This window comes from Lentzea sp. NPDC020367 (genome assembly GCF_044387305.1).
Lineage (GTDB): Bacteria > Actinomycetota > Actinomycetes > Mycobacteriales > Pseudonocardiaceae > Lentzea.
In genome coordinates this window covers 248,823-270,325 of the sequence record NZ_JBIRVV010000003.1, presented here as the reverse complement: position 1 = coordinate 270,325, position 21,503 = coordinate 248,823, and the positions used below count along the sequence as shown (strand labels likewise).

The following is a 21,503-nucleotide window of genomic DNA, read 5'->3' as shown; positions in this document are numbered from 1 at the left end:
GAATGAGCGCTTTGCACAAGCTGAAGGCCTACTTCGGGATGGTCCCCGCCGAGTACGCAGACGACCCCGGCTACGACGACGACCGCGGCCGCTACGGCGACTACCGGTCCGAGTACGCGGCCGAGGCCGACGACTACGACCCATACCCGCGGCGCAACCGCGTGTTCACACCGGGCCGGTCGGAGCTCCAGGGCTCCGGATACCGGGCCGACATCGACGAGTCGGACGACTACGAGCCGGAGTCGCGGCGCGGGGGCAGCCCCTCGAGCACGCGACGCTGGAGTGCCGATGCACCCGTGCACGGCGCACTCGCTGTCGAGCCGCAGCGCGAGCCCGTGAGCAGGTTGCGTCCCGTTGCCGAGCCGGCAAGCAACCCGTTGGCGCGCATCACCACGCTTCACCCCCGTACCTACAGCGAGGCGCGCACGATCGGGGAGCACTACCGGGACGGCACCCCGGTGATCTTGAACCTGACCGACATGGACGACGCCGACGCGAAGCGTCTCGTCGACTTCTCGGCCGGTCTCGCGTTCGCTCTGCGCGGGTCCATGGACAAGATCACCAGCAGGGTGTTCCTTCTCTCACCGCCGAACGTTGACGTCACGGCGGAGGACCGCAGGAAGCTGGCCGAGGGTGGGTTCGGGAACCACGGTTAGAGTTGACCCGTGGACCCGATCCGTCTCGTCATCTTCTACGTCCTGTTCGCGTTCTCCCTGTTCCTGACCGCGCGTGTCGTGGTCGAGATGGTGCGGACGTTCGCGAGGGAATGGCGCCCAGCGGGCGGCGTAGCCGTGACGCTTGAGACCGTGTACACGGTCACCGACCCACCGGTCCGTTGGCTCCGTCGGGTGATCCCGACTGTGCGGATCGGGGGCGTCGGGCTGGACCTATCGATTATTGTGCTGTGGCTAGTCGTTATCATTCTGATGCGATTCGCAGATCCCAGGTGACGGGGAACCGTGGGATGACCGCAGCCCAGGAGTGCGAGAGGTGATCCGATGCCGTTGACCCCCGCTGACGTGCACAATGTTGCATTCAGCAAGCCGCCGATTGGCAAGCGGGGCTACAACGAGGACGAGGTGGACGCGTTCCTCGACCTGGTTGAGGGCGAGCTCGCCCGCTTGATCGAGGAGAACAACGACCTCCGTCAGCAGGTCGAGCAGCTCGACCAGCAGCTTGAGACGTCGCGCGCCGACCTCGACGACGCGCGTGCGAAGGCTTCTTCCAGCCCCATGACGACCCGTATGCCGGTCGAGGAGCCGCGCCGCCTGGCGCCGGTCCCGCCGCCTTCGGTCATGGAGCAGACGTCCCCCGGTGGTGGCGGAGACCACCACGTGCAGGCCGCGAAGGTCCTGGGCCTTGCCCAGGAGATGGCGGACCGGCTCACGGGCGAGGCGAAGGCCGAAGCGGACGGCATGCTGTCCGAGGCCCGCACGAAGTCCGAGCAGCTGCTGTCCGAGGCCCGCGCCAAGGCAGACACGATGGTCAACGAGGCGCGTACGCGTGCCGAGACCATGCTCAACGACGCGCGGACGCGTTCGGAGACTCTGGAGCGGCAGGCCCGTGAGAAGGCCACCGCGCTGGACCGTGACGCGCAGCGCAAGCACGCCGAGGTGATGGGCAACATCACCCAGGAGAAGAACACGCTCGAGAAGCAGATCGACAAGCTGCAGACGTTCGAGCGCGAGTACCGCACGCGACTGAAGACGATGCTCGAGTCGTCCCTGCGCGACCTCCAGGACCGCGGCCCGGCCGCTCCGTCCGAGGGTCGTTCCCAGGGCTACTCGTTCGGCGCACGCGCTGAAGCGGGCTGAACTACTGTTCGCTAGGTGCTCTTCGTAGTTCTACTTCTGGTGCTGGCAGCCCTCGGGTTGCTCGTGCCTGCGCTGACCACGTCCAACACGATCTGGGCGTGGTCGTCCGTGGGCGCGAGCGTGCTCGCCGCCCTGGTCCTTGCTTGGGACTGGTGGCGACGGCGACCGGGGGACCCCGCTGCCGACGCGCAGAGTGTAGATCAACAAGCTGTAGCTGATGATCAACGGGTGGTGGTGCCGGCGGAAGCCGACACGCCGCCCGCTGACGAGGAACCACTGGAAGAGGACACCGACGCGGCGGATCTGCTCGTCGTGGCCGATCTGGTGGACGAGGTCCGGGTGCTGGACGAGCGGCCCCGGTATCACCTGAGCTCGTGCTCCTGGCTTGCCGGGAGGCCCACGCTGGGCCTCCCGGTGCAGGAGGCACGGCAGTTGCAGTTCACGCCTTGCGCCCTCTGCACCCCTGACGCGGTGCTGGTGCGCAGGAGCCGAACCGCCTCCCGCGACGCCTGAACGGACCGGTTGAGTCCGTTTCGCGGACGAGCGATGTCTTCGTGGGCTATGAATCCGCTATGCCACTGAGATCATTGCTGGGGGCCGTGGTCGTCGTCGGGTTCGTGCTGGCCAGTGCCGCACCAGCCGTCGCACAGCCCCAGACGGAGCTGAACAGGTGCGTGCCCGCCGAACTGCGCGAGGACGCCATCACCTTCAAGGCCGAGGACGGCGTCGAGCTGCCAGGACTGGTGTTCGGCAGCGGCTCCAGCGGAGTCCTCCTCGCCCACGCCCAGTTGGAGACCCTCTGCGAGTGGCTGCCGTTGGCGCGCGAACTCGCGGACGACGGTCATCAGGTCCTGCTCTACGAGATGCGCAGCATGCGTCTCAAGGAGAACAGGCACTCGTACGACCTCGACGTCCTGGGTGCCGCGAAGGAGCTGGACAGCCGCGGTGCCTCCTCGATCATCGCGGGCGGTGCCGGCACCGGTGCCACCGCGATCGCCACGGTGGCGGAGAAGATCCCCGGTCTGAGGGGGATGTTCCTGCTCTCGCCGTTCCGGGCCTTCCAGACGCAAAGCGCCGACCTCAACGCCGTGGACAACATCGGCGCCGTCCAGGTGCCGTCTCTCGTCGTCGCGGCGCAGGACGACGTCGTCGAGTCCGTGGGACTCCCCGATCATGCCCGGGACGTGGCCGGCGCCGCCTCGAACGCGAAGCTGGAGATCGTGCCGGGCTCGGCGATGTTCGGCGAGCTCACCAAGGACGCGGCGCTGCGGGACCGGATCCGGGCGTTCGTCCGCGAGAACAAGGCGACACCGACGTTCCTCGACCGCTGGCTGATGCCGATCGTGGGTGCGGTGGTGCTGCTCGTGCTGGTGATCGGCGCGGTGGTCGTGCTCCGCAGGCGGTCCAGGCGGAACACGACCACTGATCAGAACGTCAGCGTCGGTAGCTGATCTTCGCGCGGAACGTGCTGTCCGGGTTGTCCTCGTGGTGGTGCTCGATCGCGCCGTCGAACTCCGAGATCAGGCCCTCGTCGTCGTAGGCGATGTGGTCGACGTCGAAGTCACCGGCGTTGTCGTACCAGCCGAGGCCGCGGTTCACGACCAGGACCTTCTGGTCCTCGAAGTGGCCCTCCGCGATGCGCTGCCCGTCGTGGGGGTACAGCTCGATCATGAGGGACTCCCACCCGTCGGAAGACCTGCCCTTGATCCGAATGAGGTTGCCCTCCTCCGGGTCCTCGCGCACGGAGAACAGCTGCGGCGGCGTCCAGCTGCCGGAGCGGCCCTGAGTCGGGTGCGCCTTCGGGTCGGAGTCCCAGAGGAGGTAGCCGGTGGCGTCGGCCGACGCGGGTGTGGCGGTGGCGAGCAGTAACGCCGCGGTGGTCAGAACAGCGCGAATCATGGTTCCCCCCAAGGATGTCAGCGGTTGAAGTCGACCCGTGCCCTGAACGCGTTGAAGGGCTGGTCTCCGCAGGTGTGCGTGATCGACGCGGCGAACACGTCGGTCCACCCGTCGGCGTTGTACTCGACGCGGTCGACGGTGAACTCGGCCGTATCGTCGGTGCAGACGAAGCCGTCGCCGAAGACCCTGACCTGCTCGTCGTGGTACGAGCCGGCGGTGATCAGCTGTCCGTCGTGCCGTTTCAGCTCGACGAGGACGTAATCCTCCACGCCGTTGGGCTCGGCGTGGATCCTGATCGTGTTGTCGGACCGGCGCAGCCCGACTCGGATCTCGTCCGCCGGGGCCGACCAGGTCGCGGACCGGCCGCCGATCGGCCGGGCGTTGGCTTCGGCCTCGAAGGAGAACTCCTGCACCGGAGCGACGACGGTGGTGCTCAGCAAAGCGGCGAGTGCCAGAACTTTCACGTGATCCCCCAATCACTTCGTGAGGAAAGTCTGGGGGAGATGAGGCTCGGCGCACCATGCGTGGATCTACTCAGAGCACCACCGGGCGTGCGCCGTGCGCGGTGACTAGGCCCGGCAGACGTTCGCGGCTGGTCACGACGACACGGCACCGCGGTGTGCCCGGTAGCAGCGGCACGACCTGGGCGGTGTCGGCGGCGTTGTCGAGCACGATCAGCATTCGCCGGTCGGCCAGCAACGTGCGGTAGAGCGCCGTCTGCGCGTGTGGTTCCGGTGGGATGCCGTCGGGACTGGTGCCCAGGGCGGTGATGAACCCGCGGACGACGTCGGCCGGGTCGGAGCCGTTGAGGTCCACGAACAGCTGGCCGTCCGGGTAGTCGGTGGCGTGTTCGTGCGCCCAGTGCAACGCGAGCCGCGTCTTCCCCGTGCCGGGCGGGCCGGTGATCGTGACGATCGGACCGGCCTGGTCGAGGGCCGCGAGCTCGGCCGTCATGCCGGTGAAATCCGTTGGGGCGTCGGGAAGCTGACGTGGACTCCACTGTGGACGTTGGATCAGCGACGCGTGCAGGTCGCGCAACGCGGGGCCGGGGTCGAGGCCCAGTTCGTCCGCGAGCCGGTCTCGGAGCTGTGCGTAGTAGGCGAGCGCCTCGGGGCGTTGGCCGGCGCCGATCAACGCGCGCATCAGCTGGCCGGCGAGCCGTTCGTCGAGCGGGCGTTCGGACGTGCGGGCGGTCAGTTCGGTGACGAGAGAGAGGTGCTCGCCGGACGCCAGGCGTGCGTCGGTGTGGTCGAGTTCGGCGGCGGCGATCTCGCCCGCCAGCGTCTCGCGCAGACCGGCGAACCACGGGCCGTGCAGTCCCGCGAACGGTTCGCCGCGCACGAGCGCCATGGCCTCGCTGGGCCGTCCGAGCGTCACGAGAGAGCGGAACCGGTGCAGGTCGATGGACGCCGGGTCGGTCTCCAGCACGTACCCGCCGGAGCGGCGCACGATCGGGGTGCCGCCGAGCGCCGTCCGCAGCCGGGACATGTAGCTGTAGAGCGCGGCCTTGGCCTGCCGCGGCGGCGCGTCGCCCCACACCCGTGCCAGCAGCTTGTCGATGCCGACGACCTGGTTGACGTCCACCAGCAGCACCGCCAGCACGCTCAGCTGGCGGGCGTGGCCGACGTCGACGAGGTCGGCGCCGAGCCGGATCTCAGGTGCGCCGAGGACGCGGAACTCGTGCCTCACCGGTCCAGGAACAGCAGCATGATCAGCAACGCCAGCAGCGCCAGGTCCACGACCACGCCCGACGGCTTCGAGTCGTACCGCAGCCGGGTGATCGTGGCGCCGACCATCAGCAGCCCGAGCCCCACGGTGGCGGCGTGCGCCACCCACTCCCACGTGACCAGGCCGACGACCAGCCCTGCCGCACCGGCCCACTCCAGCGCGCCGATGGTGCGCCACAGCGCCGGGTTCATCCGGAAGTGGTCGCGGGCCTCCAGTGACGCCTTCGCCCCGAACAGCTTGCCCGCGCCCGTCGCCACGAACAGCAGGGCCAGCACGATCGACAACGCGATGGTCAACGTCATGGCGGCGAGCATACGGTTTGCGCCCGCCCGTACCCTGTAGCTACAGGCACCGATCCGGCCATCACCGGGGAGCCTCCGGAAGAACGGGTGCGCGAGCACCTCAGTAGAACCGGACGGGACCGGCCCGTCACAGCCGAAGAACGAGAGGCTCGCCGCAAGGCGGGCAAGCGGGGTGGTACCGCGGCAGGCCGAGCCACATCGGCGTGTCGTCCTCGCGTGTCGCATCTGACCGCGAGGAGCAGTGGAGATGGCCTACCCCAGGGCCGGCGCGAACGAGGTCCCGGCGCAGCCGTCCTTTCCGAACCTCGAGCAGGACGTGCTCGGGTACTGGAAGGACGACGAGACCTTCCAGGCGAGCATCGACCGGAACCCGGTCGGCGACGACGGCGCGAACGAGTTCGTCTTCTACGACGGCCCGCCGTTCGCCAACGGTCTGCCGCACTACGGGCACCTGCTGACCGGCTACGTCAAGGACGTCGTGCCGCGCTACCAGACGATGCGCGGCAAGCACGTCGAGCGCCGGTTCGGCTGGGACACGCACGGCATGCCGGCCGAGTACGAGGCCGAGAAGCAGCTGGGCATCACGCAGAAGCACGAGATCGACGAGCTGGGCATCGAGAAGTTCAACGAGGCCTGCCGCACGTCCGTGCTGCAGTACACGGACCAGTGGCGCGAGTACGTGACGCGACAGGCTCGCTGGGTCGACTTCGACAACGACTACAAGACGCTCGACCTCGACTACATGGAAAGCGTCATGTGGGCGTTCAAGGCCTTGTGGGACAAGGGCTTGATCTACGAGGGCTTCCGGGTGCTCTGGTACTGCTGGCGTTGCCAGACGCCGCTGTCCAACACCGAGACCAAGATGGACGACGCCTACCGGGACCGGCAGGACCCGGCCGTCACGGTCGCGCTGCGCCTCGAGTCCGGTGAGAAGGCGCTGGTCTGGACGACCACGCCGTGGACGCTGCCGAGCAACCTGGCCGCCGCCGTGCACCAGGACGTCGACTACGTGACCGTGGTCGGCACCGACGGCGAGAAGTACCTGCTGGCCGAGGCCCGCGTCGCGGCGTACGCGCGTGAGCTGGGCGAGGAGCCCGAGGTCGTCGCCCGCTACAAGGGTTCGGACCTGGTCGGCAAGAAGTACCTGCCGCCGTTCGACTTCTTCGTGGGTCGCGAGAACGCGCACCAGGTGCTGGCCGCGGACTACGTGACCACCGACGACGGCACGGGCATCGTCCACATCGCACCGGCGTTCGGTGAGGACGACAAGGTCGTGACGGACGCGGCGGGCATCGAGGTCGTCGTGCCGGTCGGGCCGGACGGCAAGTTCACCGCGGAGGTGGCGCCGTACCAGGGCGTGCACGTCTTCGAGGCGAACAAGCTGATCATCCGCGACCTCAAGGACGCGGGCCTGCTGCTGCGGCACGAGACCTACGACCACCCGTACCCGCACTGCTGGCGGTGTGCGAACCCGCTGATCCAGCGCGCGCTGTCGGCGTGGTTCGTCGCGGTCACGCAGTTCAAGGACCGGATGGTCGAGCTCAACCAGCAGATCAACTGGGTGCCCGGCCACATCAAGGACGGCCAGTTCGGCAAGTGGCTCGAGAACGCGCGCGACTGGAACATCTCGCGCAACCGGTACTGGGGCTCGCCGCTGCCCGTGTGGACCTCGGACAACCCCGAGTTCCCCCGCACGGACGTGTACGGGTCGCTGGACGAGCTGGAACGCGACTTCGGCGTGCGCCCGGACAACCTGCACCGGCCGTTCATCGACGAGCTGACGCGGCCGAACCCGGACGACCCGAGCGGCCAGTCGGTCATGCGCCGGATCCCGGACGTGCTCGACTGCTGGTTCGAGTCGGGCTCGATGTCGTTCGCGCAGGTGCACTACCCGTTCGAGAACGCGGCGTGGTTCGAGAACCACTACCCCGGCGACTTCATCGTCGAGTACAACGGGCAGACGCGCGGCTGGTTCTACACGCTGCACGTGCTCGCGACGGCGTTGTTCGACCGGCCCGCGTTCCGCGACTGCGTGGCGCACGGCATCGTGCTCGGTGACGACGGCCAGAAGATGTCCAAGTCGCTGAAGAACTACCCGAGCGTCAACGAGGTCTTCGACCGCGACGGCTCGGACGCCATGCGCTGGTTCCTCATGGCGTCGCCGATCCTGCGCGGTGGCGACCTCGTGGTGACCGAGCGCGGCATCAGGGACGCGGTGCGCCAGGCGGTGCTGCCGCTGTGGAACTCCTGGTACTTCCTCGCGTTGTACTCCAACGCTTCCGGGAAGGAGGGCACGTGGCGCGTCGACTCGAAGAACGTGCTCGACCGGTACGCGCTGGCGAAGACGCACGACCTGGTGCGCGACGTCCAGGCAGCCATGGACGTCTACGACATCTCCGGTGCGTGCCAGCTGGTGCGTGAGTACCTGGAGGTGCTGACGAACTGGTACGTGCGGCGGTCGCGGCAGCGGTTCTGGGACGGCGAGCAGGACGCGATCGACACCCTGCACACCGTGCTCGAGGTCGTCACGCGCGTGACGGCGCCGTTGCTGCCGTACACGACCGAGGTCGTGTGGCGCGGGCTGACCGGTGGCCGTTCCGTGCACCTGACGGACTTCCCGTCGGTGTCGGACCTGCCGGCGGACGACGCGCTGGTGGCGGCGATGGACGAGGTGCGGGACGTCTGCTCGACGGCGTTGTCGCTGCGCAAGGCGAACAAGCTGCGCGTGCGGCTGCCGCTGGCGCGCCTGACGGTCGCGTCGCCGGTGGCGGGCTCGCTGGAGGACTTCGCCGAGATCGTGCGCGACGAGGTCAACGTCAAGGAGGTGTCGCTGTCCACGGACGTCGACGCCTACGGGCAGTTCCAGCTGGTCGTCAACGCACGTGCCGCCGGGCCGCGGCTCGGGCCGAACGTGCAGAAGGTCATCAAGGCCGTCAAGGCCGGCGACTGGTCCGAAGTGGACGGCAAGATCGTCGCCGCCGGTGTCGAACTGTTCGAGGGCGAGTACGAACAGCGCCTGGTGGCAACGGATCCCGCCGCCACGGCCGCTCTGCCGGGCGGTGCCGGTGTCGTCGTGCTCGACACGGTGGTGTCGCCGGAGCTGGAGGCCGAGGGCGTCGCGCGTGACCTCGTGCGCGTCGTGCAGCAGGCACGCAAGGACGCTCAGCTCGACGTGTCCGACCGGATCACGCTGACGCTGGAGCTGCCGGACGCGGTGCGTTCCGCCGTGGAGCCGCACCTGGAGTTCGTGCAGTCGGAGACGCTGACGACCTCGGTGGTGTTCGGCGAGGGCTCTTCGGAGGGCACGGTCGGCGACGGCCTGAAGGTGAAGGTCGCCGTCGCCAAGGCCTGATCTTCGGGTGAGGTAGCAGGAAGCGGGGCCGCCGTCTTCGGACGGCGGCCCCGCTTCCTGCGCATTCAAGAAAAATGTCAGATCTCGTCACTACGGTCGGAACCAGGTCGACCCGCGAGGGATTGCCGTTCTGACTGGGGGAAGTGCGAGATGAAGGCTTTGCTGATCGCGTCCGTGAGTGCGCTGAGCCTGCTGACACCGGTGTCGGCGTCGGCGGCCACCTGCACGTGGACGTCCGCTGACCTGCCGTTGCCCGCGGACACCGAGTTCTCGTCCGTCACCGGCGCGGCCAGTGATGGCAGCTACGTGCTGGGCACGGGCACCGAGACTCCGTGGAGAGACGTAGCCCTGTTGTGGCACAACGGTTCCGTCGAGTCGCTGCCGCTGGCGCCCGGCGAGTTCCCGAACGACGTCAACGCCTCGGGCACCGTCCTGATCACCTCCTCGGACGGCCACGCCCGGCGCGGTGGCGTGGAGCTGAACCCGGCGCCGGGATCCAACTACGCCTGGGCGTCCGCGCTGAACGCCTCCGGCACGGCGGTCGGCCACTCCGGTGGCTCGATGGCGATCTGGCCGGCGGGGTCGGCGGACCCGCGCCCGGTCGCCGGCACCGACGACGCCGCGAGCTGGACCGTGGCCGGCATCGACGAGCAGGGCCGCGTGGCCGCCTGGCGTCTGGGCCAGGCCGGGGAGCCCACCGAGTCCTACGTGTGGGACGAGGCGGGCGTGCGGACCCTCTTACGTCCGCTGCGCGGGTACAGCGAGACCAGGGTCCAGGGCCTCCGCGACGGCCGGGTGGTCGGCTTCTCGGCGCAGGAGCACTGGGCGAACCCGATCGGCGTGGAGTGGGACCTGCGGGGCAACGTCGTCCGCACCTTGGAGGGCTCGGTCGACGCCACGGACATCACGTCGTCCGGCGACGTCCTGGGCCGCACCGATGGTGGTGACGTCCCCGGTCCGTCCACGATCTGGCGTGCCGGCGGGCAGGTCGAACAGCCTCCGCTGCCCGCGGTCTACGAGGAGTTCGCGGACGACGGTTCGCTGTACGGCTGGTCGTACCGAGCAGGCACCTACACGCCGGTGCACGCCCGCTGCGCCTGACAAGTTGGATGCAACACCTCTCGTAGAGGTGGACACCTCCAGGTGATCGGTCGATCTCTCTGAGAGGTGTGGCGAATGGTTGCTGGGGGATGGCGCTCGACGGCGGGCACCGCGGTGTTGATCACGGGTGTGTTGCTGGCACCCACCGCCGCGCGGGCGGACACGGGGTGCGATTGGTGGATGAAGAGGTTGCCGATTCCGGCCGGTCAGTACTCGGTGGGCCCGCTCGCCGGAGAGGGCGACTGGTTGGCTTCCGGCGGGGGCACGTCGGTCGTGATCTGGCACCGCGAGGTCGCCAGGACGGTCGAGTTCCCCGTGTCCAGGTCCACCCCGGACATCAACCGGCATGGTGTGCTGATCAGCGCTGGTGAGGACGGTGTGTGGCGTGGAGAGGAGAAGCTCGGGGAGTTGCCTGGCGAGCCGTCGACGGTGCACTCGATCAACGCGGACGGCGACGTCGCCGGCGTTTCCGGCGGGGCGTTGGTGGTCTGGCCGGCCGGGTCTACCTCTCCGACACCGCTCGAAGGCACCGACGACGGGCGGTTCTGGCAGGTCTCGGGGATGGACGACGCCGGGAACGTCGTCGCCGCCACGAGTGCGGACGGGGTCCGGCAGGGCTACGTCTGGGGACCGCAGGGCGAGCGCGTCGAACTCCAGCCGTTGGCGGGGCACCACGAGGTCTCTCCGACGTTGATCCGGGACGGCCGCGTCTACGGGTCGTCGTCGGAGAGGGGCGGGGAGTGGGCGACCACGTCGGTCGAGTGGAACCTGCGGGGCGAGGTCGTCCGCACCATGGAACTCGGCCCCGTGTTCGACGTCAACGACGCCGGTGACGAGTTGCTGTCGTGGAGCGGGGCCGTGCGACGCGCCGACGGCCGTGTCGACCGCTGGTCCTACCCCTTCACCCTGGCCTTCCCGAGCGTGCTCGCCGAGAACGGCGACCTGTACGGCGGGCAGTACTACGAGGGGCCCGCCAAGCTGTTCTGCCGCTGACGCTTCATCGCCGTGCCGATCACCCGCCGCACCAGCCGGACCCAGGGGGACCACCTGGCCGGTGCGGCGGGTTCGCGTCCCGCCGCGCGCTCGAAGTCGTCGAACAGGTCCTCCAGGCACGCGTCGTGCAGCCAGCGGACCACCAGTGCCCAGCGGATCCGCGCGACCAGGGGGAAGTCGCCGACCAGCTCGTGCCGGATGACCGTGCCGGACGCCGACAGGGTGTGCGTGCCGTGGCCCTCGCGGAACGCGAAGGTGATCGACTCGCCGGGCGTGAACGAGGTGCAGTGGTAGCGGATCGGGCCGTGGCCGCCGTCCGCGCCGACCCCCAGCGGGCGGTCGAACTCCTGCCTGCCCCACGCGGGCGGCCAGAGTTCCTGGATGCGGTCGACGAACGGGCCCGCGGGCACGCCGAGGTCGCGGGTGTGGATGTTCCTGATCATGAGGATCCCCTTCCATACGCTGCCGTATGTTCCTGAAACGTACGGTAGCGTATGGAAGCGTGGTGCGGAGGAATCAGGACGACTGGACTGAGATAGCGCTGAGAGCGCTGGCCGAGGGCGGGCTTCAGGCCGTCGCGATCGAACCGCTCGCCGCACGGGCCGGAGCCACGAAGGGCAGCGTCTACCACCACTTCCCGAACCGCGAGGCGTTGCTGAAGGCGACGGTCGAGCGGTGGGAGCGGGAGCACACCGAGAAGGTCATCGAGCTGGTCGAGGCGGAGAAGTCCCCGCGGGACAAGCTCAGGACGTTGTTCGGCACGGTGCTCGACCGCGGCCGCAAGGGCTCGGTGGAGATGGCGTTGCAGGCGGGCGCCGAGAACGAGGTGATCGCACCGGTTCTGCGGCGCGTCACGGAGAAACGCCTGAACTACCTGACGGAGTTGTTCGAGCAGCTCGGGTTCGACCACGAGCACGCGAAGAAGCGCGCGCTCATCGCGTTCAGCCTCTACCTCGGTCAGGCGCAGATGTGGGTGACCCTGCCCGGCCTCGTCGAACCGGTGCTCGACGAGGCCGTACAGGTGCTCACCGCGAAATGATCAGACCGCGGTCGCCCACAACGCGTAGGCGATCACGTCCGCGTTGCGGTCGAGAGCCGTCACGTTGACGTTCGACGTGGTGTCGCAGGAGCGGTGGTAGCACCGGTCGAAGGCCTGACCGGCCGTGCCGCCCCACTTCGCCGCCTGCGCCGCGGTCTTGGTCACCTCGGCGCCGGTGAAGGTGCCGCCGGTCGCGATGCCGGCCCGCGCGAACGCCGCGTGGTCGGAGCGGCCGCCGACGTTGGTCAGCTCGGTCTGGACGCCGATCGAGGTGAAGCCCGCCTGCAGCCGCTGCTGCAGCGCCACCGAACCGGTGGGCTGGCCGTCGGCGCCGTTGTAGACGAAGTAGCCGGGGTTCGGCGAACCGGTCATGTCGAAGTTCAGGTACACCTTGATCCTCGACTTCTCGGTGGTGGACAAGGAGTTCACGTAGGCCGTCGAGCCGCGCAGCCCGAGTTCCTCCGCGCCCCACCAGCCGAACCGCACGTGCTTGGTCGGCTGGAAGTTCGTGGCCTTCATCTGGAGGGCGACCTCCAGGATCGACGCGGAACCCGTGCCGTTGTCGTTGATGCCGGGGCCCGCCGTGACGCTGTCGAGGTGGCCGCCCAGCATGACGACGTTGTTCGCGTCGCCGCCGGGGTAGTCCGCGATCAGGTTGTAGCCGGTGGCGCCGCCGTAGGTGAACGACTGCACGCGCGTCGTGAAGCCGGCCGCGTCGAGCTTGCTCTTGACCCAGTTGACCGAGGCCAGGTACCCCGGACGTCCGTGAGCGCGGTTGCCGCCGTTGGCGCTCGCGATCGACTGGAACTGGTTGAGGTGTGCTTGGACGTTCGCGACGTTGATGTTGGGCGCCGCCAATGCCGCCGGAGCGGCCGCTTGCGCTGTGGTTGCTCCGGTCACCATCAAGGCGGCCGCCAGCGCGATCAGGATCCTCATGGTTCAACTCCGTGCAGGGTTAGGGATTGAGCCACAGATCAACATGCTCCACCGCGCATGAGCCCGCTAGATGCGATCGTCGGATTCGTCGGAATCGATGGTGATCAACCAGAATGGTCCAGGTGGGTGACGTCACGGTCGTTCTGGGCATCGGCGCGGCCGTACTGCTGATCTCCGTGATCGCGGTGCGGGTGTCGACGCGGCTCGGGCTGCCCTCACTCCTGCTGTACCTCGGCATCGGCGTGCTGCTCGGCGAGGCCGCGTTCGGCATCAAGTTCGACGACGCCGACCTGACGCAGTCCCTCGGCATCGCGGCACTCGTGCTGATCCTGACCGAGGGCGGCATCACGACCCGCTGGAACGCGGTGAAGTCCTCGCTGTGGCTGGGTGTCGCACTGTCCACAGTGGCCGTTGTGGTGAGCGTGGCGGTGACCGGGACGGCGCTGCACTTCCTGCTGGGCCTCGACTGGCGGATGGCGTTGCTGTGGGGCGCGGTGCTGTCGTCCACCGACGCGGCCGCCGTGTTCAGCGTCCTGCGCTCGTTAGGTGTGGGGCCGCGGCTCACGGGCGCGCTCGAACTGGAGTCCGGCCTCAACGACGCGCCGGTCTACATCGCCGTCGTGCTGCTGGCCTCGTCGGACGCGATCTCGTGGACCGCGCCACTGCTGGTGATCTACGAACTGGGCGTGGGCGCGCTCATCGGCGTCGCACTGGGGTATCTCGGCGGGGCCGGGCTCAGACGCGCGGCACTGCCCTCCACCGGTCTGTACCCGCTCGCCACCGTGGCGGTGTGCGTCATGGCCTACACGGCCGGCGACCTCGCGCACGCGTCCGGATTCCTCGCCACGTACGTCGCCGCGCTGGTGCTGGGCAACGCCCGCCTGCCGCACCGCGCCGACACCCTCTCGTTCGCCGAAGGTCTCGGCTGGCTCGCCCAGATCGGGCTCTTCGTGCTGCTCGGCCTCTACGCCTCGCCGTCGCGGCTGCTCGACGTGCTGTTCCCCGCGCTGGTCGCGGGCGTGGTGCTGACGTTCGTGGCCCGGCCGCTGTCGGTGATCCTGTCCTCGCTGCCGTTCAAGGTGCCGTGGCGCGAACAGGCCTTCCTGTCCTGGTCCGGGTTGCGTGGCGCGGTGCCGATCGTGTTCGCGCTGATCCCGTTGATCCAGGGGGTCGAGGGCGCACGCGAACTGGTCGACGTGGTGTTCGTGCTGGTCATCGTGCTGACGGTGGTGCAGGGCACGACGTTGCCGTTCCTCGCCCGGCGCCTCGGGCTGGTGAAGGCGGGCGAGGCGCAGGAGGTCCAGGTCGACTCCTCGCCGCTCGACGAGCTGGGCGCCGAACTGCTGCAGGTGCACATCCAGCGCGGGTCGAAGCTGCACGGCGTCTACATGACCGAACTGCGGCTGCCCGTCGGCGCCACAGTCAGCCTCGTGGTGCGCTCGGGAAAGAGTTTCACGCCACAACCGACGACCCGGCTGCAGACCGACGACCAGTTGCTCATCGTCACCACCGAGGAAGCGCGCGATGCCGCTGAGCGGCGCGTTCGTGCCGTCGACCGCGCCGGTCGCTACGCACGGTGGAAGGGCGAGACCGGCGATTAGTCGGTCACCGACGCTTCCCAGCATCTGAATCAGGTGTCGACGGGCGCGGCGGCCTCCGCTAACGTCGTCGGCAGGTCATGAGAGCCAGCGTCAAGCCCAAGCTTGCTGGCCGGCAACCCTCCAACCGCGGTGGGGTGCCCTTGGTGAGGACCTGGTCCGGCGCGTGGGGCGCCGGTCAAGCGCGGGCCTTCGCACAACGGGGCCCCTGGCCTCGGAGGCAGCTCGATGACGCTCGCGATCACCCCTGGAACCACCACCGCCGTTCCGGCTGTCGTCGGCGCTGACCTGCGGGTTCCGCTCGTCACCGGAGAGCGCGTCACCTACGCCAACCTCGACCACGCGGCATCGGCACCCTGTCTTCAGGAAGTGCGCGACGCCGTCGACGAGCTGCTGCCCTGGTACGCCAGCGTGCACCGCGGCGCCGGGTTCGCCTCGCAGGTCTCGACCCGCGTCTACGAGCAGGCCCGCGACCGCATCCGCCGGTTCGTCGGGGCGCACTCCTCCGACACCGTCGTCTTCACCCGCAACACCACCGATTCGCTGAACCTGTTGGCGCGCAGCGTTCCCAGGAACACCGCCGTCGTCCTGTTCGACAGCGAGCACCACGCGGCGCTGCTGCCGTGGCGCGGTCCGAACGTTCAGCGTGTTCCCGCTCCGTCTTCGTCCGGTGCTGCTGTTGTCGCACTGGACCGGGCGTTGGCCGCCGCCCCGGTCGGTCCTCGGCTCGTGATCGTCACCGGGGCGTCCAACGTCACGGGGGAGCTGTGGCCGGTCGCCGAGCTCGCGAAGGTCGCCCGCCGGCACGGCGCGCGGATCGCGCTCGACGCAGCCCAGCTCGCCCCGCACCGCCCGATCAACGCCCGTGAGCTGGGCGTCGACTACATCGCGTTCTCCGGCCACAAGATCTACGCGCCGTTCGGTGCCGGTGTGCTGGTCGGCCGCGCGGACTGGTTGCAGCAGGCCCAGCCGTACCTCGTCGGCGGCGGCGCGACCTCGAAGGTGACCGACCACGGCGACCGTCTCGGCGTGGCCTGGTCCGCGGTGCCCGAGCGGCACGAGGCCGGCAGCCCGAACGTCGTCGGCGTGCACGCGCTGGCCGCGGCCTGCGAGATCCTGTCGCGGCACTGGGAGCAGACCGTCGCGCACGAGCAGGAACTGCTGACGCGCCTGCAGGACGGCCTGCGCGCGATCCCCGGCCTGCGCGAGCTCGCGATCCTGACCGACGCCGACAAGGTGGGCGTCGTGAGCTTCACGATCTCCGGCTTCGACGCGGGCTTCCTCGCGGCGGCGCTGTCCGCCGAGTACGGCATCGGTGTGCGCGACGGAGCGTTCTGCGCGCACGTGATCGTGGGTCGTCTGGTCAAGCAGGTCGGATCGCACGAGGAACGCGCCGTGCGTGCGTCGATCGGCCTCGGCACGACGGCTGAGCACGTCGACCGTTTGGTGGCGGCGCTGCGCACTCTCGTCACCGAGGGTCCGAAGTGGACCTACGCGCAGCGCGACGGCCGCTGGGTTCCGCAGGACGACAACCGAACCCTGCCGCCGTTCCTCGCGTAGTCCCTGTAGTGGACAATGACCTGGTGAGTGACGAGGCCGAGGCCGCGGAGAAAGCCACCGAGAAGGCGGCCGACAAGGTCGCTGACAAGCCGGTGGAAGCGCAGGTCAGCGAGCCGGAGACGGTCGCGACGCCCGCGATCGTGGTCGAGCCGGCCGCGGAGGAGAAGGCGGAGGGGAAACCCGCCGAGTCCCCCGCCAAGGCGGACGAGGACGACGACGAGTTCTCGATCTCCGGTTCGATCTCGGGCTCGTTGCCGGACCTCCAGACGAAGGTCCTCGCGCTCCTGGCGGGCGTCGTGCTGGCCCTGGACGTGCTCACCAAGGTCGTGTCCGTGGCGTTCCTCGAGGGCGCCGACCCGATCAAGCTCTTCGGCGGCGTGCTCTACCTGACGTTCGTCCGCAACCCCGGCGCCGCGTTCGGCCTGGCCGAGGGCCAGACGTGGATCCTCGCGCTGATCGCGCTGGGCGTCGCCGGGTTCATCCTCTGGATCTCGCGCAACCTCCGTTCGCAGACCTGGGCCGTCGGCCTCGGCCTGGTGCTGGGCGGCGCCGTCGGCAACCTCGCCGACCGCCTGTTCCGCGAACCGGGCCCGATGCGCGGCCACGTCGTGGACTTCCTGTCGCTGTTCGACCCGTACGGCCAGGTGTGGCCGGTGTTCAACGTCGCGGACATGGCGATCGTCGGCGGTGGCGCCACGATCATCGTGCTGGCGCTGCTGCGGCACGACTACGACGGGACCGTCCACAAGGACGAGCCCGCGCTCGTCGTGGAGCCCACGCGCACCGTGGAGTCCGATGGTGCGGCGGAGTCGAAGTAGCTGCTCCTGGTAGGTTCAGCAGGTTCTGCAAGGAGAAGAAGGTCGAGGCACCCCGCGTGAGCGGATACCGAACGCTGCCGATTCCCGACGGTCTGGACGGCATGCGCGTCGACGCCGGCCTCGCGAAGTTGCTCGGCCTGTCCCGCACCGTCGTCGCGGCCATCGCCGACTCCGACGAGGTGCTGGTCGACGGCCGGGTCGTCGGCAAGTCCGACCGGCTCATCGCCGGGTCGATGCTGGAGATCACGCTGCCCGCGCCGCCGCAGCCGGTCACCGTCCAGGCGATTCCCGTCGAGGGCATGGTGATCATCCACGAGGACGACGACATCATCGTCATCGACAAGCCCGTCGGTGTCGCCGTGCACCCGTCGCCGGGCTGGACCGGGCCGACCGTCGTCGGCGGGCTCCTCGCCTCCGGCCACCGCGTCGCCACGTCCGGTGCCGCCGAGCGCCAGGGCGTCGTGCACCGGCTCGACGTGGGCACGACCGGTGTGATGGTGGTCGCGAAGTCCGAGTCCGCGTACTCGGCTCTGAAGCACGCCTTCAAAGAGCGGACCGTCGACAAGGTCTACCACGCGATCGTGCAGGGCCACCCGGACCCGATCAAGGGCACCATCGACGCCCCGATCGACCGTCACCCCAAGCACGACTACAAGTTCGCCGTGATGCAGGACGGCAAGCCGTCCATCACCCACTACGAGGTGATGGAGGCGTTCCGCGCCGCTTCTCTCGTCGAGGTGCACCTGGAAACCGGTCGCACGCACCAGATTCGCGTGCACTTCTCGGCGCTGCACCACCCGTGCGTCGGCGACCTGACGTACGGGGCAGACCCGACGTTGTCCAAGCGGCTCGGGATCACCAGGCAGTGGCTGCACGCGCGCCAGCTCGGGTTCCACCACCCGGCCGACGGTCAGTGGGTCTCTTTCACGTCCGAGTACCCGGACGACCTGGCTTCGGCGTTGGAGAAGCTGCGCGAAGAGGGCTGATTGCGTTTGGGTAAATCATCGGTTGACGACGTTGCACTTGATGTTAATCGGTGAGCTCAATAGCGTTCTCGGCATGCACCTGACCATTCTCGCGGCCTCGGGCCGAACCGGTCTCGCCCTCACCCGCCAGGCGTTGGAGCGCGGCCACGTCGTCACCGCGATCGCCCGCGACCCGCAGCGGATCCCCCTCGACCACCCGAACCTGAACAAGGTCGCCGGCGACGTCAGCACGTCGTTGGACATCGACGCCGACTCGGTCGTCCTGTCCGGTCTCGGCACCGACCGGGCGGGCGTCCTGCTCGACGGCGCCAAGGCCGTGGTCGCCGCCGGACCGAGCCGGATCATCTGGCTCGGCGCGTACGGCACGGGCGCGTCCGCCGACGCGGCGGGCGAGGGCGCCGCGGTGCTGTGGAAGGTGATGGGCGACCGGATCCCGGACAAGATCGCGGCTGACAACGCCGTCCTCGCCGCCGGTGGCACCGTCTTCCACGCCGGCGTGCTCAGCGACGAGCCTTTGACTTCCAGCCGCACCGTCGGCCTGGACGCCGCGCCGCCGTTCGACCTCAGCGCCAAGGTCAGCCGCGAGACCGTCGCCGCCGCGATGCTCGACGAGGCCGAGAACCCGCGCTTTCCCGGCGTCGTGGCGCTGCCGCTACCGGGCTAGAACGTCGGCGAGGGTCGTCCGCACCAGGTCGCGCAGCCACGCGTGGGCGAGGTCGGAGTCGTAGCGCTGGTGCCAGTTGCAGTTGATCGGCGCCTCCGGCGACTCGGTCGGCAGCGGCCGGGTGACCAGCCCGAACGCCTCGATCAACGGCCGGCAGAGGATCGTCGTGGTGGTCACCAGCGCGTCGCTCGCCGCCGCGATCTGCAGGGCCGAGTGCACGGTGGCCACGGTCGCGATCACCTTGCGCTGCAACCCTTCCGCGGCCAGCACCTCGTCGATCGGGGCGGTCAGCCGGCCACGCCGGGAGACCAGCACGTGCGGATAGGCCGCGTACGCGCGCAGATCCAGTTCGGTGCACGGGTGGCCGGACCGCAGGACCACGGCGAGCGGGTCGGTGCCGAGCGTCTCCGAGCGGAACTCGGGGAGGTCGGGCGCGCCACCGCCGAGTTCGAGGTCGACCCGGCCGTGCCGCAGGTCGTCGGTGTCGGCGGACTGCTCGGCGAGCACCCGCAACCGCACGCCGGGCGCCTGCTGCGCGATCCGGCCGACCAACGCCGGCACCACCGACGAGGCGAGGGCGTCATGGCACTGCACCGTGAACGTGCGGTCGAGTTCGGCCAGATCCAGCTCACGGCTCGGCGCCAGCACGGCGTTGGCCTCCCGCACCAGCCGACGCACCTCTTCGGCGATTCCCAGCGCGTACGGCGTGGGCGTCATCGTGTGGCCGGTCCGCACGAGGATGTCGTCGCCGGTCACCTTCCTGATCCGCCCGAGCGTGCGGCTGACCGCGGGTGACGACAGGTGCAGCCGCTGCGCCGCTCCCATCACGCTGCCCTCTTCGAGCAGGGCGTCCAGCACGGTCAACAGATTCAGATCCGCTTGCATGACAGTCAATCTTGGAGGAAGCCATGCTCACCGCCACCACCGCCGCCGTCCGCCGTGCCGGAGCGCGCATGCTGAAGCGCTACTCGACGGAGTCCCGCGCCTCCAGCCTCACCGAGATCGTCGAGGCCGTCCGCGCCAACGACGCCGCCGTCGTCGACCTGCTCAAGCCCGAACTGGAGGCGATCAACCCGGACGCCCGCTGGCTCGACGACGAACACGGCTCCGGCCCGCTCGAAGCGGGCGAGTGGTGGCTGGTCGACCCGGTCGGCGGCAACATGAACGCGGTCCACGGCATGACGGACTGGAACATCGGCGTGAGCCTGGTCCGCGACGGCCGACCGGTGCTCGCGGTCATCTACTTCCCGCTGTTCGACGAGATGTTCACGGCCACCGAGGGCGGCGGCGCGTTCCTGAACGGCGTCCGGCTGAAGGTCTCGGACAAGACCTCGCTGGACGGCGCGCTGGCCGGCACCGGTCAGGCCCAGCCCGGTCAGGGCGCGGAGATGGCGGACCGGGTCGGCGCCGCGTACAGCGCGATGGCGAAGGAAGCCCTCTACGTCCGGATCTCGGTGCCGGTGACCCACCAGCTCGCCCAGGTCGCGGCCGGACGGATGGACGTGCACTGGCAGTACGACAACGTGCGCGCGCACGCGTCCGGTGTGCTGCTCGTGCAGGAGGCGGGCGGTGTCGTCACGGATCTCGACGGCAAGCCTTGGGAGCTGACGACCCGTGAGTACCTGGCGGCCGCGCCTGGCGTGCACGCGGCGGCACTGGAAGCGCTGGTTTAGTGGCGTGGCCCGAAACGCTGCCGTGCGAATTCGCGGTCAGACGGGCGCATCGTGGTGCCGCCCCCACGTCCTCATACCGGAGTCGTATGGGGGCGTGGGGGCGGTGCCGCGAGGTGCCCTGCTGAGCGTGAATTCACCGCCAGCGTTTCGGGCCGCGCCACTAGTCCTCGACGGTCCAGACGAGGGTGTTCAGGTCCACCTCGGGGCGCACGCTCCAGCGGACCTGGATCACCTCGGTCGCGTCCGGCAGCACGAACACGCTGTGGCCGCCCGCGGTCTCGCCCGGCGCCACGCCGAGCTTGTGCGCGGGCCGCGAGGACAGCGAGACGGGCGCCTTCGTCACGGTCTCGCCGGTCTTGGTGACCAGGACGAGGTACATGTCGGGCAGCGAGGTGTAGGGGACCTGGGAGGTGTTCGTCACCTCGGTGTGCACGACGACGGCCCGTTCGCCCTCGGCGAGCTTGTAGCCGGCGGCGGTGAACAGGAAGTCCGCCGGGTCGACGACCTCGATCAGCTGGATCGACAGGCGGGCGCCCTCGAGGCTGTCCGCCTCCAGGGCCGTGCCGATCTTGCCGGTGCGCGAGAAGGGCTTGGGCTGCGGCTGGTCCGCGCGCACCCAGCCGGCGGACTGGGGCGGACCCCAGGTGGCCTGCGGCTGGGCCGGGAACGGCTGGCTGACCGGCGCCTGAGGCGGGTAGGGCTGCTGCTGGACCGGGTGGGGGCCGCTCTGGTTCACCGCGTACGGGCCGGACGGCGGACCGCCCACGTAGCTGCCGTAGGCGGCGGCGTTCGCGAGGGCCCTGCGCACGCCGTTCGGGTCGCACTCCACGCCCACCAGCAGCGGAAGGCCGCTGCCGGAGAGGGTGATCAGACGCATGGCGGCCTCGCGCGGGTCCATCCCCAGGCGCTGGGCGATCTCGTGCACGGCGGCGCGACCTGACTCGGCGAGAACGGCGAGCAGGCGGGCGTCTACGGGATCGGGGGGCACCACGAAAAGAACGCTACCTGGCGGTCGCGATCTTCGTGACACCGCATGCCTG

At 69.5% G+C, this 21,503-nt stretch carries 23 protein-coding genes and 1 riboswitch; of the genes, 15 read left to right on the top strand and 8 right to left on the bottom strand.

Features of this window, described 5'->3' with window-relative positions; translation table 11 throughout:
- Positions 1 to 2: 2 nt before the first annotated feature.
- The 5 genes from ACH413_RS13585 to ACH413_RS13565 are packed head-to-tail and all read left to right on the top strand — an operon-like array spanning position 3 to position 3,265.
- On the top strand, positions 3 to 656 hold the full coding sequence (locus ACH413_RS13585) for a cell division protein SepF (RefSeq protein ID WP_330273300.1): 654 nt from the start codon (positions 3 to 5) through the stop codon (positions 654 to 656).
- An 18-nt stretch (positions 657 to 674) separates the two neighbouring features.
- Positions 675 to 950, top strand: a complete 276-nt coding sequence (locus ACH413_RS13580; protein ID WP_319977848.1) for a YggT family protein — start codon at positions 675 to 677, stop codon at positions 948 to 950.
- A gap of 48 nt (positions 951 to 998) precedes the next feature.
- Positions 999 to 1,814 carry a DivIVA domain-containing protein gene (locus tag ACH413_RS13575; RefSeq protein ID WP_093597422.1) on the top strand — a complete coding sequence of 272 codons (816 nt, stop codon included), beginning with the start codon at positions 999 to 1,001 and terminating at the stop codon, positions 1,812 to 1,814.
- Between the two features lie 15 nt (positions 1,815 to 1,829).
- A complete protein-coding gene (locus ACH413_RS13570) occupies positions 1,830 to 2,327 on the top strand; it encodes a hypothetical protein (protein WP_360041721.1) in 498 nt (165 codons plus the stop codon).
- Positions 2,328 to 2,386: 59 nt separating this feature from the next.
- Positions 2,387 to 3,265: a hypothetical protein gene (locus ACH413_RS13565; protein ID WP_360041718.1), complete on the top strand. Its 879-nt coding sequence runs from the start codon at positions 2,387 to 2,389 to the stop codon at positions 3,263 to 3,265.
- On the opposite strand, the gene ACH413_RS13560 is transcribed toward ACH413_RS13565, so the two are convergent.
- From ACH413_RS13560 to ACH413_RS13545, 4 genes are all read right to left on the bottom strand, one after another.
- A complete protein-coding gene (locus tag ACH413_RS13560; protein ID WP_360041715.1) occupies positions 3,249 to 3,713 on the bottom strand; it encodes a hypothetical protein in 465 nt (154 codons plus the stop codon). The genes ACH413_RS13565 and ACH413_RS13560 overlap by 17 nt on opposite strands.
- Before the next feature lie 17 nt (positions 3,714 to 3,730).
- The gene (locus ACH413_RS13555) at positions 3,731 to 4,177 is read right to left on the bottom strand and encodes a hypothetical protein (RefSeq protein ID WP_360041712.1); all 447 of its coding nucleotides are present in this window, start codon (positions 4,175 to 4,177) and stop codon (positions 3,731 to 3,733) included.
- 70 nt (positions 4,178 to 4,247) lie between these two features.
- On the bottom strand, positions 4,248 to 5,402 hold the full coding sequence (locus ACH413_RS13550) for a BTAD domain-containing putative transcriptional regulator (protein ID WP_360041709.1): 1,155 nt from the start codon (positions 5,400 to 5,402) through the stop codon (positions 4,248 to 4,250).
- On the bottom strand, positions 5,399 to 5,743 hold the full coding sequence (locus ACH413_RS13545; RefSeq protein ID WP_036014530.1) for a DoxX family protein: 345 nt from the start codon (positions 5,741 to 5,743) through the stop codon (positions 5,399 to 5,401). Before ACH413_RS13545 ends, ACH413_RS13550 begins: the two co-directional genes overlap by 4 nt.
- Positions 5,744 to 5,990: 247 nt before the next feature.
- Between ACH413_RS13545 and ileS the strand changes: the two genes are divergently transcribed.
- The 3 genes from ileS to ACH413_RS13530 all read left to right on the top strand — a co-directional run bounded on the left by ileS (position 5,991) and on the right by ACH413_RS13530 (position 11,189).
- On the top strand, positions 5,991 to 9,095 hold the full coding sequence (gene ileS, locus ACH413_RS13540) for an isoleucine--tRNA ligase (protein WP_360041705.1): 3,105 nt from the start codon (positions 5,991 to 5,993) through the stop codon (positions 9,093 to 9,095).
- 150 nt (positions 9,096 to 9,245) lie between these two features.
- Positions 9,246 to 10,196 (top strand): hypothetical protein, encoded by a 951-nt coding sequence (locus ACH413_RS13535; RefSeq protein ID WP_360041702.1) that lies wholly within the window; start codon positions 9,246 to 9,248, stop codon positions 10,194 to 10,196.
- 75 nt (positions 10,197 to 10,271) lie between these two features.
- A complete protein-coding gene (locus tag ACH413_RS13530) occupies positions 10,272 to 11,189 on the top strand; it encodes a hypothetical protein (protein ID WP_360041699.1) in 918 nt (305 codons plus the stop codon).
- On the opposite strand, the gene ACH413_RS13525 is transcribed toward ACH413_RS13530, so the two are convergent.
- Positions 11,156 to 11,632 carry an SRPBCC family protein gene (locus ACH413_RS13525; RefSeq protein ID WP_360041696.1) on the bottom strand — a complete coding sequence of 159 codons (477 nt, stop codon included), beginning with the start codon at positions 11,630 to 11,632 and terminating at the stop codon, positions 11,156 to 11,158. The two genes, ACH413_RS13530 and ACH413_RS13525, sit on opposite strands and share 34 nt — an antisense overlap.
- A 59-nt stretch (positions 11,633 to 11,691) precedes the next feature.
- Between ACH413_RS13525 and ACH413_RS13520 the strand changes: the two genes are divergently transcribed.
- The gene (locus tag ACH413_RS13520) at positions 11,692 to 12,228 is read left to right on the top strand and encodes a TetR/AcrR family transcriptional regulator (RefSeq protein WP_360041693.1); all 537 of its coding nucleotides are present in this window, start codon (positions 11,692 to 11,694) and stop codon (positions 12,226 to 12,228) included.
- On the opposite strand, the gene ACH413_RS13515 is transcribed toward ACH413_RS13520, so the two are convergent.
- On the bottom strand, positions 12,229 to 13,164 hold the full coding sequence (locus ACH413_RS13515; protein WP_360041690.1) for a M28 family metallopeptidase: 936 nt from the start codon (positions 13,162 to 13,164) through the stop codon (positions 12,229 to 12,231). It lies immediately after the preceding gene.
- 122 nt (positions 13,165 to 13,286) lie between these two features.
- Here ACH413_RS13515 and ACH413_RS13510 point away from each other — a divergent pair, with 122 nt between their 5' ends.
- From ACH413_RS13510 to ACH413_RS13490, 5 genes are all read left to right on the top strand, one after another.
- The gene (locus ACH413_RS13510; RefSeq protein ID WP_360041687.1) at positions 13,287 to 14,765 is read left to right on the top strand and encodes a potassium/proton antiporter; all 1,479 of its coding nucleotides are present in this window, start codon (positions 13,287 to 13,289) and stop codon (positions 14,763 to 14,765) included.
- 73 nt (positions 14,766 to 14,838) lie between these two features.
- Positions 14,839 to 14,953: riboswitch (SAM riboswitch) on the top strand.
- Between the two features lie 37 nt (positions 14,954 to 14,990).
- Positions 14,991 to 16,322, top strand: a complete 1,332-nt coding sequence (locus ACH413_RS13505; RefSeq protein ID WP_360041684.1) for an aminotransferase class V-fold PLP-dependent enzyme — start codon at positions 14,991 to 14,993, stop codon at positions 16,320 to 16,322.
- Positions 16,323 to 16,345: 23 nt separating this feature from the next.
- Positions 16,346 to 17,140, top strand: coding sequence for a signal peptidase II (gene lspA, locus ACH413_RS13500; RefSeq protein WP_360041681.1), 795 nt, complete (start codon positions 16,346 to 16,348; stop codon positions 17,138 to 17,140).
- Between the two features lie 101 nt (positions 17,141 to 17,241).
- On the top strand, positions 17,242 to 18,126 hold the full coding sequence (locus ACH413_RS13495; protein WP_360041773.1) for an RluA family pseudouridine synthase: 885 nt from the start codon (positions 17,242 to 17,244) through the stop codon (positions 18,124 to 18,126).
- Positions 18,127 to 18,199: 73 nt separating this feature from the next.
- The gene (locus ACH413_RS13490; protein ID WP_360041678.1) at positions 18,200 to 18,790 is read left to right on the top strand and encodes an NAD(P)-binding oxidoreductase; all 591 of its coding nucleotides are present in this window, start codon (positions 18,200 to 18,202) and stop codon (positions 18,788 to 18,790) included.
- On the opposite strand, the gene ACH413_RS13485 is transcribed toward ACH413_RS13490, so the two are convergent.
- Entirely contained in the window at positions 18,779 to 19,675 is an 897-nt protein-coding gene (locus tag ACH413_RS13485; RefSeq protein ID WP_360041675.1) for a LysR family transcriptional regulator, read from the bottom strand. The two genes, ACH413_RS13490 and ACH413_RS13485, sit on opposite strands and share 12 nt — an antisense overlap.
- Positions 19,676 to 19,698: 23 nt before the next feature.
- Between ACH413_RS13485 and ACH413_RS13480 the strand changes: the two genes are divergently transcribed.
- Positions 19,699 to 20,463 carry an inositol monophosphatase gene (locus ACH413_RS13480; RefSeq protein ID WP_360041672.1) on the top strand — a complete coding sequence of 255 codons (765 nt, stop codon included), beginning with the start codon at positions 19,699 to 19,701 and terminating at the stop codon, positions 20,461 to 20,463.
- Between the two features lie 160 nt (positions 20,464 to 20,623).
- Here the strand turns inward: ACH413_RS13480 and ACH413_RS13475 are convergent, their stop codons facing one another.
- Positions 20,624 to 21,454: an AsnC family protein gene (locus tag ACH413_RS13475; protein ID WP_360041669.1), complete on the bottom strand. Its 831-nt coding sequence runs from the start codon at positions 21,452 to 21,454 to the stop codon at positions 20,624 to 20,626.
- Positions 21,455 to 21,503 lie beyond the last annotated feature (49 nt).